This window comes from Chenggangzhangella methanolivorans, assembly GCF_019797865.1.
GTDB classification, from domain to species: Bacteria; Pseudomonadota; Alphaproteobacteria; order Rhizobiales; family Methylopilaceae; genus Methylopila; species Methylopila methanolivorans.
Genome location: NZ_CP081869.1, coordinates 4,673,797 through 4,695,005, shown reverse-complemented (window position 1 = coordinate 4,695,005; position 21,209 = coordinate 4,673,797). Strand labels below are relative to the sequence as shown.

At 69.1% G+C, this 21,209-nt stretch carries 18 protein-coding genes and 5 pseudogenes; 12 read left to right on the top strand and 11 right to left on the bottom strand.

Features of this window, described 5'->3' with window-relative positions; translation table 11 throughout:
- Positions 1 to 82: 82 nt before the first annotated feature.
- A complete protein-coding gene (locus K6K41_RS24610) occupies positions 83 to 838 on the top strand; it encodes a DUF3750 domain-containing protein (protein ID WP_261402687.1) in 756 nt (251 codons plus the stop codon).
- A 63-nt stretch (positions 839 to 901) separates the two neighbouring features.
- Here K6K41_RS24610 and K6K41_RS24605 read toward each other — a convergent pair whose 3' ends face one another.
- The 3 genes from K6K41_RS24605 to K6K41_RS24595 all read right to left on the bottom strand — a co-directional run bounded on the left by K6K41_RS24605 (position 902) and on the right by K6K41_RS24595 (position 2,215).
- Positions 902 to 1,252 (bottom strand): hypothetical protein, encoded by a 351-nt coding sequence (locus K6K41_RS24605; protein WP_261402686.1) that lies wholly within the window; start codon positions 1,250 to 1,252, stop codon positions 902 to 904.
- A 118-nt stretch (positions 1,253 to 1,370) separates the two neighbouring features.
- On the bottom strand, positions 1,371 to 1,655 hold the full coding sequence (locus K6K41_RS24600) for a hypothetical protein (protein ID WP_261402685.1): 285 nt from the start codon (positions 1,653 to 1,655) through the stop codon (positions 1,371 to 1,373).
- Positions 1,656 to 1,918: 263 nt separating this feature from the next.
- On the bottom strand, positions 1,919 to 2,215 hold the full coding sequence (locus K6K41_RS24595) for a hypothetical protein (RefSeq protein ID WP_261402684.1): 297 nt from the start codon (positions 2,213 to 2,215) through the stop codon (positions 1,919 to 1,921).
- A 218-nt stretch (positions 2,216 to 2,433) separates the two neighbouring features.
- Here K6K41_RS24595 and htpG point away from each other — a divergent pair.
- The 5 genes and pseudogenes from htpG (at position 2,434) to K6K41_RS24580 (ending at position 7,088) form a co-directional block, all read left to right on the top strand.
- A pseudogene (gene htpG / locus K6K41_RS24590) lies at positions 2,434 to 4,319 on the top strand (molecular chaperone HtpG).
- Between the two features lie 188 nt (positions 4,320 to 4,507).
- Positions 4,508 to 5,302, top strand: a pseudogene (locus K6K41_RS30830) (SLC13 family permease); the annotation flags it as partial.
- Positions 5,196 to 5,996 carry a TrkA C-terminal domain-containing protein gene (locus tag K6K41_RS30825; RefSeq protein WP_428978551.1) on the top strand — a complete coding sequence of 267 codons (801 nt, stop codon included), beginning with the start codon at positions 5,196 to 5,198 and terminating at the stop codon, positions 5,994 to 5,996. The pseudogene K6K41_RS30830 and the gene K6K41_RS30825, both read left to right, overlap by 107 nt.
- A complete protein-coding gene (locus tag K6K41_RS30820) occupies positions 5,975 to 6,274 on the top strand; it encodes an SLC13 family permease (protein WP_428978615.1) in 300 nt (99 codons plus the stop codon). Before K6K41_RS30825 ends, K6K41_RS30820 begins: the two co-directional genes overlap by 22 nt.
- A 46-nt stretch (positions 6,275 to 6,320) precedes the next feature.
- The gene (locus K6K41_RS24580) at positions 6,321 to 7,088 is read left to right on the top strand and encodes an enoyl-CoA hydratase-related protein (RefSeq protein ID WP_378148809.1); all 768 of its coding nucleotides are present in this window, start codon (positions 6,321 to 6,323) and stop codon (positions 7,086 to 7,088) included.
- Positions 7,089 to 7,142: 54 nt separating this feature from the next.
- Here K6K41_RS24580 and K6K41_RS24575 read toward each other — a convergent pair whose 3' ends face one another.
- On the bottom strand, positions 7,143 to 7,532 hold the full coding sequence (locus K6K41_RS24575; RefSeq protein WP_261402682.1) for a hypothetical protein: 390 nt from the start codon (positions 7,530 to 7,532) through the stop codon (positions 7,143 to 7,145).
- Between the two features lie 415 nt (positions 7,533 to 7,947).
- Between K6K41_RS24575 and pepN the strand changes: the two are divergent.
- Positions 7,948 to 10,587, top strand: a pseudogene (pepN, locus tag K6K41_RS24570) (aminopeptidase N).
- Positions 10,588 to 10,781: 194 nt separating this feature from the next.
- On the top strand, positions 10,782 to 13,094 hold the full coding sequence (locus K6K41_RS24565; protein WP_261402681.1) for a PAS domain-containing sensor histidine kinase: 2,313 nt from the start codon (positions 10,782 to 10,784) through the stop codon (positions 13,092 to 13,094).
- Positions 13,095 to 13,101: 7 nt separating this feature from the next.
- On the opposite strand, the gene K6K41_RS24560 is transcribed toward K6K41_RS24565, so the two are convergent.
- From K6K41_RS24560 to K6K41_RS24535, 6 genes are all read right to left on the bottom strand, one after another.
- Entirely contained in the window at positions 13,102 to 13,416 is a 315-nt protein-coding gene (locus K6K41_RS24560; protein WP_261402680.1) for a type II toxin-antitoxin system RelE/ParE family toxin, read from the bottom strand.
- The gene (locus tag K6K41_RS24555; RefSeq protein WP_261402679.1) at positions 13,413 to 13,688 is read right to left on the bottom strand and encodes a ribbon-helix-helix domain-containing protein; all 276 of its coding nucleotides are present in this window, start codon (positions 13,686 to 13,688) and stop codon (positions 13,413 to 13,415) included. Before K6K41_RS24555 ends, K6K41_RS24560 begins: the two co-directional genes overlap by 4 nt.
- Before the next feature lie 62 nt (positions 13,689 to 13,750).
- Entirely contained in the window at positions 13,751 to 16,285 is a 2,535-nt protein-coding gene (locus K6K41_RS24550; protein ID WP_261402678.1) for a bifunctional [glutamine synthetase] adenylyltransferase/[glutamine synthetase]-adenylyl-L-tyrosine phosphorylase, read from the bottom strand.
- Positions 16,209 to 16,718: a hypothetical protein gene (locus K6K41_RS24545; protein ID WP_261402677.1), complete on the bottom strand. Its 510-nt coding sequence runs from the start codon at positions 16,716 to 16,718 to the stop codon at positions 16,209 to 16,211. The genes K6K41_RS24550 and K6K41_RS24545 overlap by 77 nt, the downstream gene beginning before the upstream one ends.
- Positions 16,719 to 16,987: 269 nt before the next feature.
- Entirely contained in the window at positions 16,988 to 17,812 is an 825-nt protein-coding gene (cysE, locus tag K6K41_RS24540; protein ID WP_261402676.1) for a serine O-acetyltransferase, read from the bottom strand.
- Between the two features lie 108 nt (positions 17,813 to 17,920).
- A complete protein-coding gene (locus K6K41_RS24535; protein WP_261402675.1) occupies positions 17,921 to 18,673 on the bottom strand; it encodes an alpha/beta fold hydrolase in 753 nt (250 codons plus the stop codon).
- 275 nt (positions 18,674 to 18,948) lie between these two features.
- Between K6K41_RS24535 and K6K41_RS24530 the strand changes: the two genes are divergently transcribed.
- The 4 genes and pseudogenes from K6K41_RS24530 (at position 18,949) to K6K41_RS24515 (ending at position 20,354) form a co-directional block, all read left to right on the top strand.
- On the top strand, positions 18,949 to 19,197 hold the full coding sequence (locus K6K41_RS24530; protein ID WP_261402674.1) for a zinc-finger domain-containing protein: 249 nt from the start codon (positions 18,949 to 18,951) through the stop codon (positions 19,195 to 19,197).
- Between the two features lie 5 nt (positions 19,198 to 19,202).
- Positions 19,203 to 19,382, top strand: a pseudogene (locus K6K41_RS24525) (NAD(P)-binding protein); the annotation flags it as partial.
- 175 nt (positions 19,383 to 19,557) lie between these two features.
- Positions 19,558 to 20,205 (top strand): annotated as a pseudogene (locus K6K41_RS24520) (FAD-dependent monooxygenase); the annotation flags it as partial.
- Positions 20,181 to 20,354, top strand: coding sequence for a hypothetical protein (locus K6K41_RS24515; protein WP_261405901.1), 174 nt, complete (start codon positions 20,181 to 20,183; stop codon positions 20,352 to 20,354). The pseudogene K6K41_RS24520 and the gene K6K41_RS24515, both read left to right, overlap by 25 nt.
- Positions 20,355 to 20,574: 220 nt before the next feature.
- Here K6K41_RS24515 and wrbA read toward each other — a convergent pair whose 3' ends face one another.
- Positions 20,575 to 21,174, bottom strand: coding sequence for an NAD(P)H:quinone oxidoreductase (gene wrbA, locus K6K41_RS24510; protein ID WP_261402673.1), 600 nt, complete (start codon positions 21,172 to 21,174; stop codon positions 20,575 to 20,577).
- Positions 21,175 to 21,209: the final 35 nt, after the last annotated feature.

The following is a 21,209-nucleotide window of genomic DNA, read 5'->3' as shown; positions in this document are numbered from 1 at the left end:
CATCAAGACCGCGTGCGGCCCCCTCCCCTCCGATCAAGCCGGCGCCCATGTCAGGCGAGCGCGGCGGAGGCCGCGCAAACTCATGGAATCCGACCCGCCAGTGTCCGTGCTCCGCCTGCTCGCAATCGCCTTCGTGCTGCTGTTCCTCGCCCCGCTCGCCGTCTCGGCGGCGCTCTACGCGCTCGACGGCGAGGCCGCCGGCTGGCGCACGGCGGACCGCTCCAGCGCGGGCCTGCTGAAACCGGCGTCCGAGCAGCAGGAGGCGGTCGTGCGCGTCTTCGCGGCCCGGACCGTGCGCTGGAAGGGCATCTTCGCGACCCATTGCTGGATCGTGGTGAAGCCGAAGGGCGCGTCGAGCTACACCCGCTACGACTACACGGCCTGGGGAGAGCCCATCCGCGTCAACGGCTTCGTGGCGGACGGGCGCTGGTTCGGCAGGGTTCCGGACGTCGTGTTCGCCGCCGACGGCGAGCGCGCCGAACGCGCGATCCCGCAGATCCGGGCGGCGATCGAGAGCTACAAGTTCCGCGAACAGAGCGACTACCGCGCCTGGCCGGGGCCGAACTCCAACACCTTCGTGGCCGCGGTGATGGCGGCGGCGCCCGAGCTCGACGCCAAGCTTCCGACGACCGCGGTCGGGAAAGACTATCCCTATGGCGGCGACTGGGTCGCGCTCACGCCGTCGAAGACCGGCGTCCGCTTCACGCTCGGCGGCTATGGCGGGCTCACCGTCGGCTGGCGTGAGGGTCTGGAGCTCAATGTCCTCGGCGCCGTATTCGGCGTCGAGCTGCGCCGCCCTGCGCTCAACCTGCCGGGTCTCGGCCGGTTCGGGGTCTGACGCGAAGAAGCGGAGCGCCCGACAGGACGCCCCGCCTCGGGGACAGAGATCATCCGGCTCGCGTCAGTCGCAGACCTTAACCGGCTTGAAGTAGCGGTTGCCGTAGGCGTCGTAGCGCTTCTGGCGCTCGATCCAGCAGTCGCGGGCATAACCGTAGGCCGGGCGGCTGTTCGAGGCGATGAGGGCGCCGAGCAGCAGGCCGCCGCCGAGAGCGGCCGCGCCGTAGCCGTAGCCGTGATGGCGGTGATGTCCGTGCCAGCCGCCGGCCTGGGCCGCGGGGGCGGCGGCGAGCGCGAGGGTGGAGACGGCGACGAGGGCGGCGACGGTCTTGGCGACCTTGGACGAGAAGGCGGTCATGGCGGCGGTCCTTTCGGGATCCTTGTTGAAGCCGCCCATCGCGGCCCCGATGACCATTGGTCGTGGCGGCCGCCGGAGAGGTTCATGACCTCGGAAAGATTTTTTCGATTTTCTCCGCGCAAAGAAAAAGCGGCCCGGAGGCCGCTTTTCCAGTCCAGCCGAAAGGCGTCTGCGATCAGTCGCAGACCTTGACCTTGCGGATCACGATCTTGCCCGAGGCCGTCTCGAAACGGCGCTTCTCGTACCAGCACTCGCGGTCGGCGTTCGCCGCGGCGGTCGCGGCCAGAACGCCCAGCACGCCGATGCCGACGGCCGCAGCCGCGGCCCCGCCGCCGCCGTGATGATGATGGCCGCGCCAGTTGCGACGGCCGGCCTCGGCCGAGGTCGGAACCAGCATGGCGAGGCCCATGGCGCCGGCGAGCGCGATGGCGACCGCTTTGCGCGGCTTGTCGATGGTCATGACGTCCCCCGATAGAAACCCAGGATCCCCCCGACGGGGATCTCGCTGACGTGATCTAGCAAGATGTCGCGAGAAGGCTCAAGTCGCCAAGCCGGCGAACCTCGTCGTTCGGCGAACGAAATCTGAACCGGGTGAGCCGAAAGTGGCCGTTCTCGCTTAAGATTTCGCAAGAGGACTGCTTTTCCGCCGCAAGCCCGTAAGCAATTCTACGGAGGAGCGCTCACGAGATCGTGTGCGTCTGCGGAGACCCGCGCGTCTCTTCGTCAGTCGCAGACTCGGACGCGGCGCAGATGGATGTCGCCGTACTCGTCCTCGACTTCCTGGCGCTCGGTCCAGCAGCGCGGCTCCCGCGCCTCGTCTTCGTAGCCGACCTCGCGGTCCTGCGCGTTGGCGGCCGCGGCCCCGATCGCGAGGCCCATGACGCCGGCCGCGACGCCGACGCCGACCGCCGTGCGCGTCCTCCTGCCGGCTTCGGCCGCGCTCGGGGCGGCGACGGCCGCGATGGTGAGCGCGACAAGCGACGCGCGGACGGCCCGGCCGCCGATGAGATTGGAAAACATCGCAGAGCTCCCGTGAAGCGAAAGCGGCCCGAAGACCTTTCGCCATGAGAAAAAGACCTGTCGCCATGAGAACACTTCGGCGGTGAACGGCGCCGGTCTCGCGCCGTTCATCGCCGGTTCACCCCGCCCGACGCGTCGACGTCCCGATCCGCCGCTTGAATTTCCCTGCCGTCCCGGCCATCTGAGCCGCCGAAAAGACGCTGAGGGACAACGCCCCAATGACCGAGACGACCGCCGCCCCGCAGTCGCGCGCCTTCGAGGCCGACGTCGCGAAGCTCCTGCACATGATGGTGCATTCGGTCTATTCCGACCGCGACGTCTTCCTGCGCGAGCTGATCTCGAACGCCGCCGACGCCTGCGAGAAGCTGCGCTTCGAGGCGATCCAGAACCCGGCTCTGCTGGGCGAGGATCCAAAACCCCGCATCCTGATCACCGCCGACAAGGACGCCGGCCGCCTCGTGATCGAGGACAACGGCGTCGGCATGAGCGCCGAGGAGATGATCGAGGCGCTCGGCACCATCGCGCGGTCGGGCACCAAGGCCTTCATGGAGCGCATCGAAGCGGCCCAAGGCTCCAAGGACGGCGCGCAGCTCATCGGCCAGTTCGGCGTCGGCTTCTACTCCGCCTTCATGGTCGCGGACCGGGTCGATGTCGCCTCGCGCCGGGCGGGGGCCGAGGAGGCCTCGCTCTGGTCGTCGGACGGCAAGGGCGAATACACGATCGCGGCCCTCGATCTCGCCGAGGCGCCGGCGCGCGGCACCCGCGTGACGCTGCATCTCACAGAAGAGGCCAAGTCCTACGCCGACAAGTGGACGCTGGAGCGCATCGTGAAAGCGCAGTCCGGCCATGTCCCGGTGCCGATCGCGCTCGTCGAGAAGCCGGGCGACGAGCCGCAGCAGATCGCCGACGGCGCCGCGCTCTGGACGCGCCCGAAGGCCGAGGTGACCAAGGAGGAGTACGCCGACTTCTACCGCAGCGTCGCGGGCCAGTTCGACGAGCCCGCGGTGACGATCCATTACCGGGCGGAAGGCCGCCACGAATACACCGCGCTCGCCTTCGTGCCCTCGACCGCGCCCTTCGACCTGTTCGACGCCGAGCGGCGCGGCCGCATGAAGCTCTATGTGCGACGCGTCTTCATCACCGACGACGCCGAGCTGCTGCCGCGCTACCTGCGCTTCACGCGCGGCCTCGTGGATTCCCACGACCTGCCGCTCAACGTCTCGCGCGAGATGATCCAGCAGAGCCCGGTGCTCGCCGCGATCCGCAAAGGCCTGACGAACCGCGTGCTCGGCGACCTCGAAAAGCTCGCCCAGAACGAGGCCGAGACCTTCGCGACGGTCTGGGAGGCGTTCGGCCCCGTGATCAAGGAAGGGCTCTACGAGGACTTCGAGCGTCAGGAGCAGCTCCTGAAGCTCTCGCGCTTCCGCTCGACCGCCTCGGGCGACGGCTGGCGTTCGCTCAAGGACTATGTCGAGGGCCTCAAGGAGAACCAGACCGCGATCTACTATCTCGCGGGCGGCAATCTCGACCAGCTCAAGGCCTCTCCGCATCTCGAGGGCTTCCGCGCCCGCGGGATCGAGGTGCTGCTGCTGTCCGACCCCGTCGACAGCTTCTGGGTGACCAATGCGCAAGGCTTCGAAGGAAAGCCGTTCAAGTCCGCGAGCCAGGGCGCGGCCGACCTCTCGGCCTTCCCGAAGTCCGAGAGCGAGACCGCCGAGACGCCGGAAGCGAGCGAAGCCGTCGCGGGCTGATCGCCTACGCCAAGGAGACGCTCGGCGACACGGTCTCGGACGTGCGCGCCTCCGACCGCCTGACCTCGAGCGCCGTCTGCCTCGTCGCGCCCGACCACGGCCTCGACCGTCAGCTCGAAAAGATCCTTGCGGCGTCGGGCCAGGGATCGGCCTCCAAGCCCGTGCTCGAGATCAACCCGACCCACGCGCTGGTGACGGCGCTTGCGGCCAAGGGCGAGGCCGAAGCGGGGCTGCGCGAGGACGCCGTGCATCTCCTCTTCGACGAGGCCAAGATCCTGGACGGCGAACGGCCCGCCGATCCGCGCGCGTTCTCGGAACGGCTCGCCCGCGTGCTCGGCCGCGCGCTCGGCTGAAGAGGCGCTTGTCCCGGCCTTTGAGCCGGGACCCAGAACCGACGCGGCATCGGGTCATAGGCGGCTCGGTCGAGTTTTTCCTCGAACGTCTCGGCTTTGGGTCCCGGCTCAAGGCCGGGACAAGAGGGCGGCGCGCTCTATCATGAGTCCGCGATGAGCCTCCTCCGCGTCCCCTCCCCGCATCCCGCATGACGCTTCCCCAAGCGCTCTCCTTCGGGATCATCGCGCTGATGATGGCGGCCTTCGTCTGGGGCCGCGTCCGCTACGACCTCGTCGCGTGCGGAGCGCTACTCGCGGCCGTCGTCGTCGGGGTCGTGAAGCCCGCAGACGCGTTTTCCGGCTTCGCCGACGACATCGTCGTCATCGTCGCCTCCGCGCTCGTGGTCAGCGGCGCGATCGCGCGGTCGGGCGTCATGGAGGCCGCGATCCAGCGCTTCGCGCCGAACCTGTCGGAGCCGCGCCTCCAGCTGCTCACGCTCGTGCTCATCGTCACCGTGCTGTCGGCCTTCGTGAAGAACGTCGGCGCGCTCGCGATCATGATGCCGATCGCGATCCAGATGGCGCGGCGCTCCTCGGTGTCGCCCTCTCTCTTCCTGATGCCGATGTCGTTCGGTTCGCTGCTCGGCGGGCTGATGACGCAGGTCGGCACATCGCCCAACGTCATCGTCAGTCGCGTGCGCGGCGAGATGACGGGCCAGCCCTTCACGATGTTCGACTTCACGCCTGTCGGCGCGGCGCTCGCGCTCGTCGGCGTCGTGTTCCTCGTCTTCTGCTATCGCCTGCTGCCCGAACGCCAGAGCGGCGAGGCCGATCTCGAAGAGGCGATCGAGATCAAGAACTACACAACCGAGGCGCGTCACGAAGGACAGCCCCTTCGTGGACAAGACCGTGAAGGAGCTCGAGGCGCTGGCCGAGGGCGAGGCCATGGTGACGGCGATCGTCGGCGCCTCGGGCCGGCGGCGCACCCCCTTCCCGGCCGCGACGCTCGCGGTCTCCGACGTGCTGATGCTGGAAGGAGACCCGCAGGCGCTCGACCGCATCGTGAGCCAAGGCAAGCTCAGGCTCACCAGCGACAAGGGCGACAGCGACGCCAAGATCGAGCTCGGCGCCGTCGAGGCGATCGTAGGGCCGAACTCCGGCCTGGCCGGCATGACGGCGCAGCGGCTTTCGCTCGCCCGCCGCACCGGCATGACGCTGCTCGCGGTCTCGCGCCGCGGCAAGCGGTTCAGGGAGCGGCTGCACGAAATCACCATCGCGGAAGGCGACGTCAGCCTGCTGCAGGGCGACCGCAACCGCCTGCCGGAGCTGCTGCGCGACTGGGACTGCCTGCCGCTCGCCGAGCGCGCGCTCAATCTCGGCGTCACCCGCCAGCGCCTCGCGCCCGTCGCGATCCTCGCCGCGGCGATGATCGCCACCGCCACGGGTCTCGCGCCGGTGCCGGTCGCGTTCTTCTCCGCAGCCGTCCTGATGGCGCTCTCCGGCGCGCTGCCGGCGCGCGACGTCTACCACCAGCTCGACGCGCCGATCCTCGTGATGCTGGCCGCGCTCATCCCGGTCGCCGACAGCGTGCAGCAGACCGGCGGCGCCGACCTCATCGCCCATGGCCTGTCGCAGCTCGCCCAGCAGCTGCCGCCCTGGGCGCGCTCGCGCTCATCATGGCGGCCGCGATCGCGGTGACGCCCTTCCTCAACAACGCCGCGACCGTGCTCGTCATGGCCCCGATCGCCGCGAGCTTCGCCGCCTCGCTGAATTACAAGCCCGACGCCTTCCTGATGGCGGTCGCGATCGGGGCGGGCTGCGACTTCCTCACCCCGATCGGCCACCAGTGCAACACGCTGGTGATGGGCCCGGGCGGCTATCGCTACGGCGACTACGCCCGCCTCGGCGCGCCGCTTTCGATTATCGTACTGCTTGTCGCGACCCCGCTTCTGCTGTTGGTTTGGCCGCTGACGTGAGCCTACACACCCCGGAGACCCGCCGGTGACCGAAGCCCCTCTCCTCATGGAACGCCGCGGCGGCGTCGCGCTGATGACGCTGAACCGGCCGGACCGGATCAACGCCTTCACGCCCGAGCTGCTCGACGCCATCGGAGCCGCGCTCGACGAGGCCGTGGCCGACGCGAAGGTCCGCGCCGTCGTGTTCACAGGCGCCGGCCGCGGCTTCTGCTCGGGCCAGAACCTCGTCGCCTTCGCGAGCCTTCCGCCGGAAGAGCGCGACGTCGGCCGGATGCTCGAGCGCCATTACGAGCCGGTGATCGCCAAGATCCGCGCCTGTCCGCTGCCGATCGTCGCCGCGGTCAACGGGGTCGCGGCGGGGGCCGGCGCCAACTTCGCGCTGCTCGCCGACATCGTGGTGGCGGGGCGCTCGGCGGCCTTCGTCGAGGCGTTCGGCAAGATCGGCCTGATCCCGGACGTCGGCGGCGCCTGGACGCTGCCGCGCCTGGTCGGGACCGCGCGCGCCAAGGCGCTCTGCCTGCTCGGCGAGCCGCTGCCGGCCGAAACAGCGCGCGACTGGGGACTGATCTGGGCGGTTTTCGACGACGATCGGCTGGTCGAGGACGCGGTCGCGCTCGCCCAAAAGCTCGCGGCGGGCTCGGCGAGCGCGATCGCGCTGACCAAGCGCGCCTTCGCGGCCTCGGCCGAAAACACGTTTGAGGAACAGATCGCGCTGGAGCGTCGCCTTCAGGCGCAGGCCGGCGCGAGCCCCGATTGCGCCGAGGGCGTCGCGGCCTTCCGGGAGAAGCGCGCCCCCGTCTGGAGCGAGCGCTGACGGCGCCGCCGGAGGAACCCCAAGCGGTCCCCCGGCGCGCGTCTCAGTCCAACGTCAGTCGATGACGTAGAGCGCCAGGTCGTCGATCCGCACCGAAGTCACGGATCCAAGCGGCCGAGCGATGACTTTGACCGTGTGGTTTCCGACCGGCATCACCGCGCCGCCCGCCGTGGACGCGCTCACCCAGTAGGACCCGGTGTTCGTTCCCGGCGCGCAGAACGAATTGTCGCCGCTCGTCGGCGGCAGGGGCACGAAGGTCGACGTGCCTTCGTATCGAACGGCGATGTCGATATCGACATAGCTGTTGTTGCTGCCCGTCACGAGGCACTCGGCCGAGAAGTTGATGACGACCCAATTCTCCTTCTTGACCTTGAAGTTGGTCGAGAACGCGCCGTTCTGCTCGTTGATCGTCAGGTCCCGCGCGGTGGTGAACGTCTGGGCCACTGTGTTCGCGACGAACTTCAGGATGTCGGCCTGCGCAGGAACGACTGTGGCGAGCGCCAAACCAGAAACACAGACTACTGATAACAACCTCATGCTACCCTCCCGATCTTTGGTCGAATTAGAGTATTCACTTGATCATTAACTCAGACATGCTTTAACTATTCTCCTAGATCCGACTACCGTCAAGCTTTCATCATATATTGACTTGGTCACCGATGCTGACCTTCTGCACATGCATCTGATTGAGCGAGCGCTTTTCAGACGCGGCCAGCTCTGGCCGGCGGCCATGTTACGGACGTCATTGCGCCGCTCGACGTCGATCGTTCGCAGCACGTCGACAGGCGCCGCCTTGCTCCCGCCCGCTCCGGAGGCCTAAACGGTTCGGCCCGTCCGTCCCACGAGTGGAGCCGCCGTCATGCGCGCCGAGGATCCCCGCCCCGTCCGTCTGTCCGAGTATCGCCCCTCGGACTTCCTGATCGACGAGGTCCATCTCGACTTCCGCCTCGAGCCGTCGGCGACGCGCGTCACGGCGACGCTCAAGATGCGCCCGAACCCGCTCGGCGACGCCGGGGCGGCGCTCAAGCTCGACGGCGACGAGCTGAAGCTGGTGTCGGCGTCGATCGACGGAATGGCTCGGCGAAGGCGACCTCGACGTCTCGCCGGAGCGGCTCGTGATCGCCAATCCGCCCCGCGGGGCGTTCGAGCTCGAGATCGTCACCGAGATCGATCCTGCGGCCAACACCAAGCTGATGGGGCTCTACCGCTCCAACGCTTCCTATACGACGCAGTGCGAGGCCGAGGGCTTCCGGCGCATCACCTACTTCCCGACCGCCCGGACGTGCTCGCGGTCTACACCACCCGCGTCGAGGGCCCGAAGGACGAGTGCCCCGTCCTGCTCTCGAACGGCGACCTCGTGGAGACGGGCGAGGCCGGCGAGGGCCGCCATTACGCGGTCTGGCATGACCCCTGGAAGAAGCCCTCCTACCTGTTCGCGCTCGTCGCGGGCGACCTCGGCGTGGTCGAGGATTCTTTCGTCACCATGGGCGGACGCGACGTCGCGCTGAAGGTGTTTGTCGAGCACGGCCGCGAGGATCAGGCGCTTCACGCCATGGAGGCGATCAAGGCCTCGATGAAATGGGACGAGGAGGCGTTCGGCCGCGAATACGACCTCGACGTCTTCATGGTCGTGGCCGTCTCGCACTTCAACATGGGCGCGATGGAGAACAAGGGTCTCAACGTCTTCAACGACAAATACGTGCTCGCCTCGCCCGAGACCGCCACCGACGGCGACTACGCCAACATCGAGGCGATCATCGCGCACGAATACTTCCACAACTGGACGGGCGACCGCATCACCTGCCGCGACTGGTTCCAGCTGTGCCTGAAGGAAGGGCTGACGGTCTTCCGCGACCAGGAGTTCACCTCCGACCGCCGCTCGCGGCCGGTGAAGCGCATCCAGGACGTCCGCAACCTGCGCGCGCTGCAGTTCGCCGAGGACGCCGGACCGCTCAGCCATCCGGTGCGGCCGCAAATCTACCACGAGATCAACAACTTCTACACGCCGACCGTCTACGAGAAGGGCGCGGAGGTCATCCGCATGCTCAAGACCTGGATCGGCGACGAGCATTTCAGGTCCGGCATGGACCTCTATTTCGAGCGCCATGACGGCGAGGCCTGCACCATCGAGCAGTTCGTCGCCTGCTTCGGCGAGGTCTCGGGCCGCGACATGAGCGCGTGGATGCGCTGGTACGACCAGGCGGGCACGCCCGAAGTCGCCGCCACCTCGGCCTATGACGCCACCGCCAGAACGCTGACGCTGGAGCTGTCGCAAAAGACGCGCCCCACCCCGGGCCAGCCCACGAAGCTTCCCGTGGTGCTGCCGGTGACGATCGGCCTCGTCGGGCAGGACGGGCGCGACCTGCCGCTCAAGGTCGGCGGCAGGGAGGCCGGGCCTGTCTTCACCTTCGAGACCGACAGCAAAGCCATCGTGTTCGAAGATCTCGCGGAGCGGCCCGCGCTCTCGTTGTTCAGGAACTTCTCCGCGCCCGTCAAACTTTCAAGCGACATCTCGAACGACGACCTGCTGTTCCTCGCCGGCCACGACTCCGATCCGTTCAACCGCTGGCAATCGCTGCAGACTGTGGCGCTGCGTCACCTGGTGGAGGCGACGGCGGCGGCGCGGGACGGTCGCGCGCTCACTCCCGATCCCCGGATCGTCGAGGCCGTCGGCCGCGCATTCGATCCGCACGAGACCGACTACGCCTATGCGGCGCAGGTCGCGAGCCTTCCGAGCGAGGGCGACGTCGCGCGCGAGATCGGCGAGAACGTCGATCCGGACGCGATCCACGCCGCGCGCCTCGGCCTGAAGCGCGCGCTCCACGACGGGCTCTCGGGCGCGCTCGCCGGGGCGATCGAACGGCTCGCCGAGACCGGCCCCTACGCGCCCGACCCGGTCTCCGCCGGCCGTCGCGCGCTCAAGGTCGCGGCGCTCGATCTCCTGGCCGCCGACGGCGCGCGCGCAGGCGTCGAGGCCGCCCGCAATCTGTACTCTTCCGCCGGCAACATGACCGACCGCGTGATGGCCATGCAGGTGCTGTCGCTCTCCGCGACCCCCGAACGCGACGAGACGCTGGCCGAGTTCGCCGCGACCTACGGGACCAACCCGCTGCTCGTCGACAAGTGGTTCCTGATCCAGGCGTCCGCGCCGCTTCCCGACACGCTGTCGCGGGTCGAGGCGCTGATGGCCTCGCCCGCCTTCGACATCAAGAACCCGAACCGCGTGCGCTCGCTCATCGGCGCCTTTGGAGCCGGCAACCCGACCCAGTTCAACCGCGCCGACGGACGAGGCTACGACTTCGTCGCGGGCGTGGCCGCCGAGCTCAACTCGACCAACCCGCAGGTCGCCGCGCGGCTCCTCGGCGCGTTCCGCACCTGGCGCGCGCTCGAGCCCGAACGCCGGGCCAAGGCGGAGGCCGCGTTGCGCCGCCTCGCAGAGCTGCCGAGGCTCTCGCCGGACGTCGCCGACATCGTGCGCCGGGCGCTCGCCGCGGCCTGATACGGGTTCTTCCGTACAAGGCCGCCAAGTGATTCATCCGACTCGTCTTTTTGGCGACACCACGAGAAGTAATTAACGGACGTTTAATTCCCGCTGGACAGAGACCCTGCGTATTGATTCTAATACTGAAGTCGATTCGACGAGCGGGGTTCGCGAATCGACTTAAGGTCTCTTTCGGGTCGGAAGGAACTGCGATGGCGCGCGCCACCGTGGCGGGACTATTCGTGCGTCGTCGCGAAATGCGAGACCAGACGACGGCGTGGTTCGCCCCCGCCCATCGCCGCATCCTCGCCGCCGAGCCCGTGCTGAGGCGCCTCGTCCCGGCGCTCATCGTGCTGTTCCTCATCACCCTCGCAGGCGTCGTCGCGATCCAGACGATAGACGCCCGCAACCAGACGCTCGAGGCCGCGGCCGACGATCTCGGCGCGCTCGCGGCGATCGCGGCCTACGAGGCCCCCCGCGTCAGCAAGCATCAGGACGCCCGCGACTTCGGCGAGGCGCTCGTCGCCGCCCTGCCACGCAACGCCGCCGAACGCGGCCGCAAGCTCTACCTCGCCGACGAGACCGGCCGCGTCGTCGCGGTCGCCGGCGCCCCCGAAGGCCAGCCGCCCGCCGACCTCGTCACCCTGCTCGGACCCGCGCAGCCGCTCACCACCTTCGGCGAGCGCGCCGGCGTCATGAAGCTCACCCTGCCCGACGGCGCGGCGGCGCTCGCCACCGTGCGGAACCTGACCGGCCGGCCCGGCCAGATCGCCGTGGTGCAGGGCGTCGACGACGCGCTGGCGGCCTGGCGGGCGCAGACGCGCTCGACCGTCACGGTCTACGCCTCCACCGGCTTCGTGCTGGCTCTGCTCGGCTTCGCGTTCCACTGGCAATCGAGCCGCACGCGCCGCGTCGACGACGTCTACGAGCGCGTTCAGGTCCGCAACGAAACGGCGCTCTCGCGCGGCCATTGCGGCCTGTTCGACTGGGACGTGGCGCGCGGGCGCATCTTCTGGTCGCGCTCGCTGTTCGAGATGCTGGGTTATCCGCCACGCGACGAGCTGGTGTCGTTCGGCGAGTTCAACGCCATCGCCCACGCCGACGACATCGACCTCTACGGCCTCGCCGACGAGATCGTCTGCGGGCGCGCCGTCAACATCGACCGCGTGTTCCGCGCCCGCAACGCCGACGGCGAATGGAAGTGGCTGCGCGCCCGCGCCGAGGTGGTTCGCGACCGTCAGGACGACGGGCTGCGCCTCATCGGCATCTGCGTCGACGTCACCGAGCACCGCACGCTCGCCGAACGCACCGCGACCGCCGACATGCGCCTGCGCGACGCCATCGAGACCATCTCCGAGGCCTTCGTGCTGTGGGACGCCGGCAACCGGCTCGTGACCTGCAATTCGAAGTTCCAGCAGCTCTACGAGCTCGGCGACGAGTCCGTGACGCCCGGCGCGGCGCGGGCCGACATCATCGCGGCGGGCCGCCAGCCGGTCATCGTCAACTCCGTGCGCCCCGACGGGCGCGTCGAGGACGGCGCCCGGTCGTTCGAGGCCCAGATCGAGGACGGCCGCTGGCTGCGCATCAACGAGCGCCGCACCAAGGACGGCGGCTTCGTGTCGGTCGGCACCGACATCACCTCGCTGAAGCGTCAGGAAGAACGCCTGATGGACAGCGAGAAGGCCCTGATGGCCAATGTCGCGGACCTGCGGAAGTCGCGCCAGACGCTCGAGGTCCAGGCCCAGCAGCTCGCCGACCTCGCCGAGAAATACGCCGAGCAGAAGAGCGAGGCCGAGCTCGCCTCGAAGGCGAAGTCCGACTTCCTCGCCAACATCTCCCACGAGCTCCGCACGCCGCTGAACGCGATCCTGGGCTTCTCCGAGATCATGGTGTCGGGCCTGTTCGGCCCGCTCGGCTCTGAGAAATACGCCGAATACGCCGGCGACATTCGCGAGAGCGGCCAGTATCTGCTCGACGTCATCTCCGACATTCTCGACATGTCGAAGATCGAGGCCGGCCGCTTCATGATCGCCCGCGAGACGGTCGACATCGACAAGGTGGTGATGGACGCCATGCGCGTCATCACGCCGAAGGCCGAGGAGAAGTCGATCGCGCTGCGCGCCGAGGCCGCCTGCGGCGTGACCGTGGAGGTCGACCGTCGCGCGCTGAAGCAGATCCTGCTGAACCTTCTCTCCAACGCCGTGAAGTTCACGCCGGCGGGCGGGCGCGTGACGATCCGCACCCGCTCGGTCGGCGACGCCATGAACCTCTATATCGAGGACACCGGGATCGGCATCTCGAAGGACGCCATCGAGAAGCTTGGACGACCCTTCGAGCAGGTCGAGAACCAGTTCTCGAAGAGCCACAAGGGGTCGGGCCTCGGCCTCGCCATCGCGCGCTCGCTCGCAGAACTGCATGGCGGATCGATGCGCATCCGCTCGACCGTCGGGGTCGGCACCGTGGTGCTGATCCGCCTTCCGGCGCGGGCCGACGTCACGCTCGGCGCGGAAGAGAAGATCGCGTAAGGCGGCCTCAGCTCTCCTGCGGAAAATCGGCGGCCCAATCCATGCCTGCGCGATGGACGCGCAAGATGGTGACGCGGTCGGGCTCCACGCGAAACAGCACCGTCGCCTGCCGTCGAAACCCCACCGCCCGAATGTGACGGTCGCCATAGATGCGAAGCCGTCTGCCGCGCTCAGGCGCCGTCGCCAGGTTGAGGCAGAAGCGCTCGATCTTGCTTATGAAGCTCGACGCGTTCTGGCGTGATCCTGCATCCGCGATCCATCTATGGATGCTGTAGAGATCGCTGGCTGCTTCTGGCGAGATCTCGACTCGCCGCGGCGTCATGCGTCTTGATCGAACCGCGCGGCGTGACGCGCACGAAGCTCGGCGAAGACGTCTTCGGCAGGAATCGCGCGGGACGGATCGGCTTCGAGCGCTTCGATCACCGGCGTCACTTCGCGCGCCAGCCACTCTGCGAGCTCGCCCTCGCGCGTCCGCAATGCGTCGAGACCGGCGCGAATGACCTCGCCCTCGTTCTGGTAAACGCCGGAAGCGACAAGGCCGTCGACGAACGCGGCCTGATCTTCCGACAGCGCGACCGTGCGAGGATCGTCCATCACTTGCTCCTCAGTCCAGCTGGAACAGTATGGGTCTTCGGGGACGACGCCGCCACCGTCAATCAACCGAGCGCCTTCGTCACCCGCTCGAACGCCTTCCTCGCCGCCTTCTGCTCGTCGACGAGCCGGGCCGTCAGCGTCTTGAAGTCCGGCGCCGCGCCGACGCGCGCCAGGAACTGCTTCAGGCCCTCGCCCGCCTCGTCGGGATCGAACGGCCCCTCGAGCGCGAGCCGCAGCGCCTGGGTGAGGTCGAGCTGGAGCCGCGCGGCGCTTTTCAACGCGTCCCAGTCGGCTTCCTCGAGCACCTTCTGCTCGCGCGAGCGATCGAGCGCCGGCGCGGTCACGGTGTAGAGGACGCCGGGCTTGTCGTGCGCATAAGCGAGCTGCAGCGCCTGCGCCACGAATTCGATGTCCACCAGCCCGCCCGGCGCATGCTTCAGGTTCCAGGGGCCGCCGCCGCCCTTCTCCTTGTCGAGCAGCGCGCGCATCGCGCGCACGTCCTTGGAGACCTGCTTGCGGTCGCGCTTGATGGTCAGCGCCTTGCCGATCGCCCGGCCGACCGTGCGGCGGAAGGCGAGCGGCCCGGCCACCACGCGGGCGCGCGAGAGCGCCATGTGCTCCCAGGTCTCCGCCTCGTCCTTCTGGTAGCTCTCGAACGCCTTCAGGCGCGTCGCCAGCGGGCCGGCGCGGCCAGAGGGGCGCAGCCGGAAGTCGACCTCGTAGAGCACGCCCTCGGCGGTCGGCGCGGACAGGGCCGCGACCAGCCGCTGGGTGAGCCGGGCGAAGAACTGCGCGGGCGCGATCGGGCGGTCGCCGCCGGTCTCGAGCGCGCCGTCCGGATGCTCGTAGAGAAGGATCAGGTCGAGATCGGAGGCGGCCGTCATCTCCTCGCCGCCGAGCTTGCCGAGCGCCACCACCGCGGCGGCCCCGCCCTTCACCCTCCCGTGGACGCGGGCGAGCTCGGCCTCCACGCGGTCGAACAGGGCGCCGACCAGGACGTCGGCGACGCGCGCATAGGCGAAGCCGGCCTGATCGGCCGCGACTGTGCCGGACGCCACGCGCAGGCCGATGAGCGTGTTGAGCTCCTGGCCCACGATGCGGGCGCGGTCGAGCATGTCCTCATAGGAAATCGCCTCGCCGAGCGCCTGCTCCACCCTCGTGGCGACCTCCTCGCGGCTCGGCAGGTGGCCGAAGAAGGCCGGGTCGAGCAGCGCGTCGAGCACCCGCGGGCGTCGGGCGAGCGTTTCGGCGAGGCGCGGCGCGGCGCCCAGCACGACGGCGAGAAGGTTCAGGATCTCGGGATGGGCGCGCATCAGCGCGAGCAGCGCCACGCCGCCGGTCGTGCGTTCCAGCACCTTGTCGAGGCCGTTGATCGCCGCGTCCGGCCGGCCGGACCGCCCGAACGTCTCGAGCAGCGTCGGGGTGAGCTCCGTCAGGAGCTCGCGCGCACGGCCGCTGTGCATCGAGGGGTAGCGGCCATGATGCCAGCCGCGCACGGTAGCTGCGACCGAGGCCGGCTCGGCGTAGCCGAGGCCCGCGATCGTCTTCAGCGTGTCGGGATCGTCCTCCTTGCCGGTGAAGACGAGGCTGCCGATCTCGGAGGCGAGCCCCGGCGCATCCTCGAACAAGCGCGCATAGTGCCGCTGCACCGTCTTCAGCCGCCGCGTCAGCGCCTTGGCGAAGGCGTCGCGACTTTCATAGCCGGCGAAATGAGCGAAGCGCAGCAGGGCCTCGTCTGCGTCCGGAAGCGTATGGGTCTGGGCGTCCTCCACCATCTGGAGGCGATGCTCGAGCCCGCGCAGGAACCAGTAGGCCTCGGTCAGCTCGTCGCGGGCCTTGGCGTCGATCCATCCGGCGTCGGCGAGATCCGCGAGGGTCTCCACAGTGGCGCGCGATCTTAAGGCCGGATTTCGGCCGCCGGCCACAAGCTGCTGGGTCTGCACGAAGAACTCGATCTCGCGAATGCCCCCGCGGCCGAGCTTGAGATTGTGGCCCTCGACCGCGATCGCGCCGTGGCCCTTGTGGGCGTGGATCTGGCGCTTCATCGCGTGGATGTCGGCGATGGCCGCATGGTCGAGCGAGCGCCGCCAGACGAAGGGGCGGAGCTCGGCGAGAAACGCCTCGCCCGCCGCCGCGTCGCCCGCCACCACGCGCGCCTTGATCATGGCCGCGCGCTCCCAGTTCTGGCCGACGCTCTCGTAATAGGACAGCGCGGCGTCCCGCGAGATCGCGACGGGAGTGGAGCCCGGATCCGGCCGCAGTCTAAGGTCGACGCGCGCCACATAGCCGTCGGCGGTGCGCTCCTGCAGGAGCTTGGCCATGGTCTGGGCGACGCGCACGAAGAGGGTGGTGGGCTCCTCGCCCTCCGCCGCCTGGATCACCTCGGCGTCGTAGAACACGATGAGGTCGACGTCGGAGGAATAATTGAGCTCCGCCGCGCCGAGCTTGCCCATGCCGAGCACGAACAGGCCCGAGCCCGTCTCGGGATTTTCCGGATCGCGCAACCTCAGCCGCCCGGCCTCATGCGCGTCGGCGAGCGCCGATCGGGTCGCCGCGCGGATCGCGGCTTCCGCGACTTGCGAGATCGCCGCCACCACGCGGGCCGCCTCCCACACGCCGCCGATCCGCGAGCGCGATCAGAAGCGCCGCCTCGGCGCGGCCCCGGCGCAACATGGCCCCGAGCTCGGAACGGTCCTCGGCCGCCGCCGCCTCGGCCATGCCGGCGACGATCTCGTCGAGCCGCTCCTCGGGCGGGCGCGAAAGCAGATGGGCGGCGCGCGCGGGATCGCGGTTGATCAGCCCCCAGAGGAACGGCGAGCCGTCCGCGACGCCCTCGAGCAGGGCCCGCACGGGCTCAAGCGCGACAAGGGGCGCGAGCTCCCCGCCCTCGTCCTCGTCGAGCAGCCCATCCAGCCTTTCGCGCGCGTCTCGGCGATGCTCGACCACCGGGGCCGCGACCAACCGCGAGGCGAGCGCATCCTCGTCCAGCCGGGCCTGGGTCTTTTTTCGCGCCGACGATCTCGCCGCCATCGTTCGCTCCTCCCTGGCCGGAAGGGTTGTGCGATGGATGTGGCGCGCGCAAGACGGCGTTCGGAGGGGTTCAACTGGAAGCGAACCGCGACATGAGTCGCCTCCCTTCCCTGGGACAGGGGAGGGTAAGGGCGGGGTGGGCTTCAGGATTGAGCTTTACGCTCCAAGTCCCTACCCGACCCTTCGCTACCGCTCAGGGCCACCCTCCCCGCCGCCGCGGCGCAGGGAGATCAGCGGCCTCTTCGGCTCACGCAGCCAATTGGAAACCGTCAAATCCCAGCGTCGTAGAACACCTGGTCCATCGACTGGGCGGGCTCCGCGCAGGGGCTCGCGCCGACGATGCGCGCGGGGATGCCCGCTACGGTGACGTTCGGCGGCACGTCGCGCAGCACCACGGAGTTCGCGGCGACGCGCGAGCAATGGCCGATCTCGATGTTGCCGAGGATCGACGCGCCCGCGCCGATCAGCACGCCGTTGCGGATCTTCGGATGGCGGTCCTGGTCGGACTTGCCGGTGCCGCCGAGCGTCACGCCATGGAGCAGCGAGACGTTGTCGCCGACGACCGCGGTCTCGCCGATCACGACGCCGGTGGCGTGGTCGAAGAACACGCCCTTGCCGAATGGCGCGGCCGGATGGACGTCGACCTGGAACACGTTGGAGGCGCGGCTCTGGATGTAGAGCGCGAAGTCGCGCCGGCCCTGCTTCCAGAGCCAATGGGCGAGGCGATGGGCCTGGATGGCGTGAAAGCCCTTGAAGTGCAGCAGCGGCTCGATCGCCCGGTGCGCGGCGGCGTCGCGTTCGACGACCGCGTTGAGATCGGCGCGGATCGCCTGCCCGATCTCGGGATCGCTCTCGGTCGCCTCCTCGAAGGCCTGCCAGATCAAGGCGCGCGGCACGTCGACGTGGTCGAGCCGCGCGGCGAAACGCGAACCGACGGCGCGCTCGAGCCGATCGTGGTTCAGCACCGTGGAGGTGATGAAGCCGCCGAGCTCCGGCTCGCGCCGGATGACGTCCTCGGCCTCGGCGCGGATGCGCGCCCAGACCGGGTCCAGCGTCTTCAGGTTCTGATTGTCGATGCGCGCAAGCTTCGCCATGGCGCCCGCTCTTTCATTCGAGAGGATGGCCTCCAGAGAGGACGGGAGACCCATAGCATATGCCGCTCGCTTCCCCAGAGAGAAGATCAAGCCGGCCTGAAGGGAGGATTAAGGTCGCGCCGCGAGGAACGACAAGACCCCGTCCTTGTAAACCTTGTCGCCCACTGCGCGATTGTGGTCGCGCCGCGGGATCGGCAAGGCCTCGGCGTTGGGGATAAGCGCCACAAGCGCGTCGAGATCGCCCGACACTTCGTCCTCGGTCCCCACCGCGACGAGCGTCGGAACGGCGATCTTCTGGAGCATCTTCTCGTCGACCAGCGAGCGCTGCATGCGCATGCAGGCCGAGAGCGCCTTGCGGTCCGAGCCCGTCGCCTCGGCGAAGCGGCGGAACATCTTGGCCATCGGGTTCACGACGTCGTCGACCGAGGGCGCGATGAGACCCTCGGCGATCGCGTCGGCGTTGGGCGCGCCGCGCAGGAGCCCCTCGCCCATGCCGCCGAGGATCGCCGAGCGCAGGCGCTCGCCGTTGTTGATCGCCATCAGCGCGGTGATGCGCGCGCCCATCGAGTAGCCCATGACGTCCGCGCGCCCGATCTCGAGATGGTCGAGCAGCGCGAGCGCGTCGCCGGCCATGAGATCCGCGCCGTAGAACGCCGGATCATAGAGCTTTTCGCTCGCGCCGTGACCGCGGTTGTCGATCGCGATGACTCGGCGGCCGTCCTTCTTCAGCGCGTCGAACCAGCCGGGACCGACCCAGTTGACGTCGATCGAGGAGGCGAAGCCGTGGATCAGCAGGATCGGGTCGCCGGCGCCTTCGTCGCGGAACGCGATCTCGATTCCGTCATGGTGGAAACTCGGCATGGGCGCTCCCTCGAAGTCGCGAAGGTCTATAGCGAGGGCGAGGCGGCTGCGGAAGGTTTGGCATGCAAGGCAGGGCTGCGGAGACGAACGGCGTGCTTCGAGACGCGGCCTCCCGGCCGCTCCTCAGCATGAGGACCGATTGAGCTCTGGAAACCGCCAGCCTCCCTCATGCTGAGGAGCCGTCGAAGACGGCGTCTCGAAGCACGCAGTTCGTCTCCGCTTGCCGCCCTCCCCCAGTTTTCGTAAGCCTCGCGGAACGCATCGAAGGAGCCGCCATGGCCGATCACGCGATCCCGCATTTCGCCAACGACGCGGGCGTTTCCGTCATCCACATCGGGGCGCACGAGTTCATGTGCGTGGGCGCGAACCCGCCCTTCGACCACCCGCATGTCTTCCTCGACATGGGCGGCGACCACGAGATCGTCTGCCCCTACTGCTCGACGCTCTACAAGTTCGACGGCAAGCTGCACGCCGACCAGTCCGAGCCGGCCGGCTGCCTGATGCGCCCGCCCGCCGAGGCCTGAGGCCGATGCAAGGCCCCGCGCTGATCGCAGGCGGGGGAATCGCAGGGTTGACGCTCGCGCTTGCGCTCGCGCGCCGGGGCGTGACGTCAAGACTGTTCGAACGCGCGCCCGTCCTTGAAGAGGCCGGCGCCGGCGTTCAGCTTTCGCCCAACGCCGGCCGCGTGCTGGAGGGGCTTGGCCTAGGAGCGGCGCTCGACGCGGTCGCGACGCGGCCCGAGGGTGTCTCGATCTGCGACGCCCTCACAGGAAGCCGGCTGAAGCGCGTGACGCTCGGAGCGAGCGCCGAACGCCGCTGGGGAGCGCCTTACCGAGTCGTCCACCGCGCGGACCTCAGCGGCGCTCGCCGAAGCCGTCGCGGCCGCGGGCATGACCGAGATCTTGCTCGGGACCGAGATCCGCGCCGTCGAGGAGACGGCGAGCGGCGTCGCGATCGAGACCGTGACGGACAAGGGCTCGGAACCGGTCGAAGGCGCATGGCTCGCGGGTTGCGACGGGCTGCGCTCCGTCGTGCGCCGCGCGGTAAAACTGCCGACTGCGGTCGCAGGCGCCGGCCTCAAGGCCTGGCGCGCCGTGCTGCCCGCGAGCGCCGTCCCGAGCGCCTTCGACATGCGCGAGGTGACCGTGTGGCTCGGGCCCAAGGCGCATCTCGTTCTCTATCCGGTGCGCAAGGGTCGCGAGGCCAATGTCGTGATCATCGGCGACGACCGCGTGGCCGGCCCCGCAGACGTCGCCGAGCGCTGGGCGGCGCCCGCCCGCGAGCTGATCGCCGCGACCCCGACCTGGACGCCCTGGACGCTGCACGACCGCTCGCCCGACGCGCGCCTGAAGCGCGGCCGCATCGCGCTGCTCGGCGACGCCGCCCACGCCGCCCTGCCCTCGCTCGCGCAGGGCGCGGCCTTCGCGATCGAGGACGCCGTCGTTCTGGCGCGCCTGGTCGCCGAAGGCGGGCCGGCCCCGTTCGACGCCTATCAGGAGGCGCGCTCATGCGGGTGGCGAAACTCCAGATGAATTCCCGCCGCCAGATCCGCATCGACCATCTGTCGGGCGCTGCTGCGGCGGCGAGGAACGCGGCGCTCAGGCTCGCGCCCGAAGCCGCGCTCATCCGCGGGCTCGACTGGATCTATGGCTGGCGGGACGTCCCCTTGTCCCGGACTTGATCCGGGACCCAGAACCGACGCCAATTGGTGTCAGTTGCGGGACGCTTTCAATAGGTCCTGAACCGTCTCGGTTCTGGGTCCCGGATCAAGTCCGGGACAAGAGAAAGGCGTCATCCCGGCCGCAGCGAAGCAAGGAGTCGGGATCGTGTTCAGAATGGAGCTCTTTCCGGAGAACGATCCCGGATCGGCCCTCGGCCGTCCGGGATGACGCTCCAGCCCGTCAGCCGTGAAGCTTCTTGGCGATCTCGGCCACGTGCTTGCCCTGGAAGCGGGCGCCCGCGAGTTCGTTCTCGCTCGGCTGGCGGGAGCCGTCGCCCTTGGCGAGCGTGCTCGCGCCATAGGGCGAGCCGCCGGTGATCTCGTCCATGTTCATCTGGCCGGCGAAGGCGTAAGGCAGGCCCACCACCACCATGCCGTGATGCATCAGCGTCGGGATGAAGCCGAGGATCGTCGACTCCTGGCCGCCGTGCTGGGTCGCGGTCGAGGTGAAGACCGAGCCGACCTTGCCCACCAGCTTGCCGGCGAACCAAAGGCCGCCGGTCTGGTCGATGAAGGAGCGCATCTGCGAGGCGACCGTGCCGAAGCGGGTCGGCGCGCCGAAGATGATGGCGTCATAGTCGGGAAGTTCGTCCACGGTCGCGACCGGCGCGGCCTGGTCGAGCTTGAAATGGGCGTTGCGCGCGATCTCCTCGGATACGGTCTCCGGCACGCGCTTCACCACGACCTCGGCGCCCGCCTCCCTGACGCCTTCGGCGACGGCGTTCGCCATCGTCTCGATATGTCCGTAGGTCGAGTAGTAGAGCACCAGCACCTTGGCCATCGCATGCCTCCTGAAGCGTGAGGCCGGACGGCCCC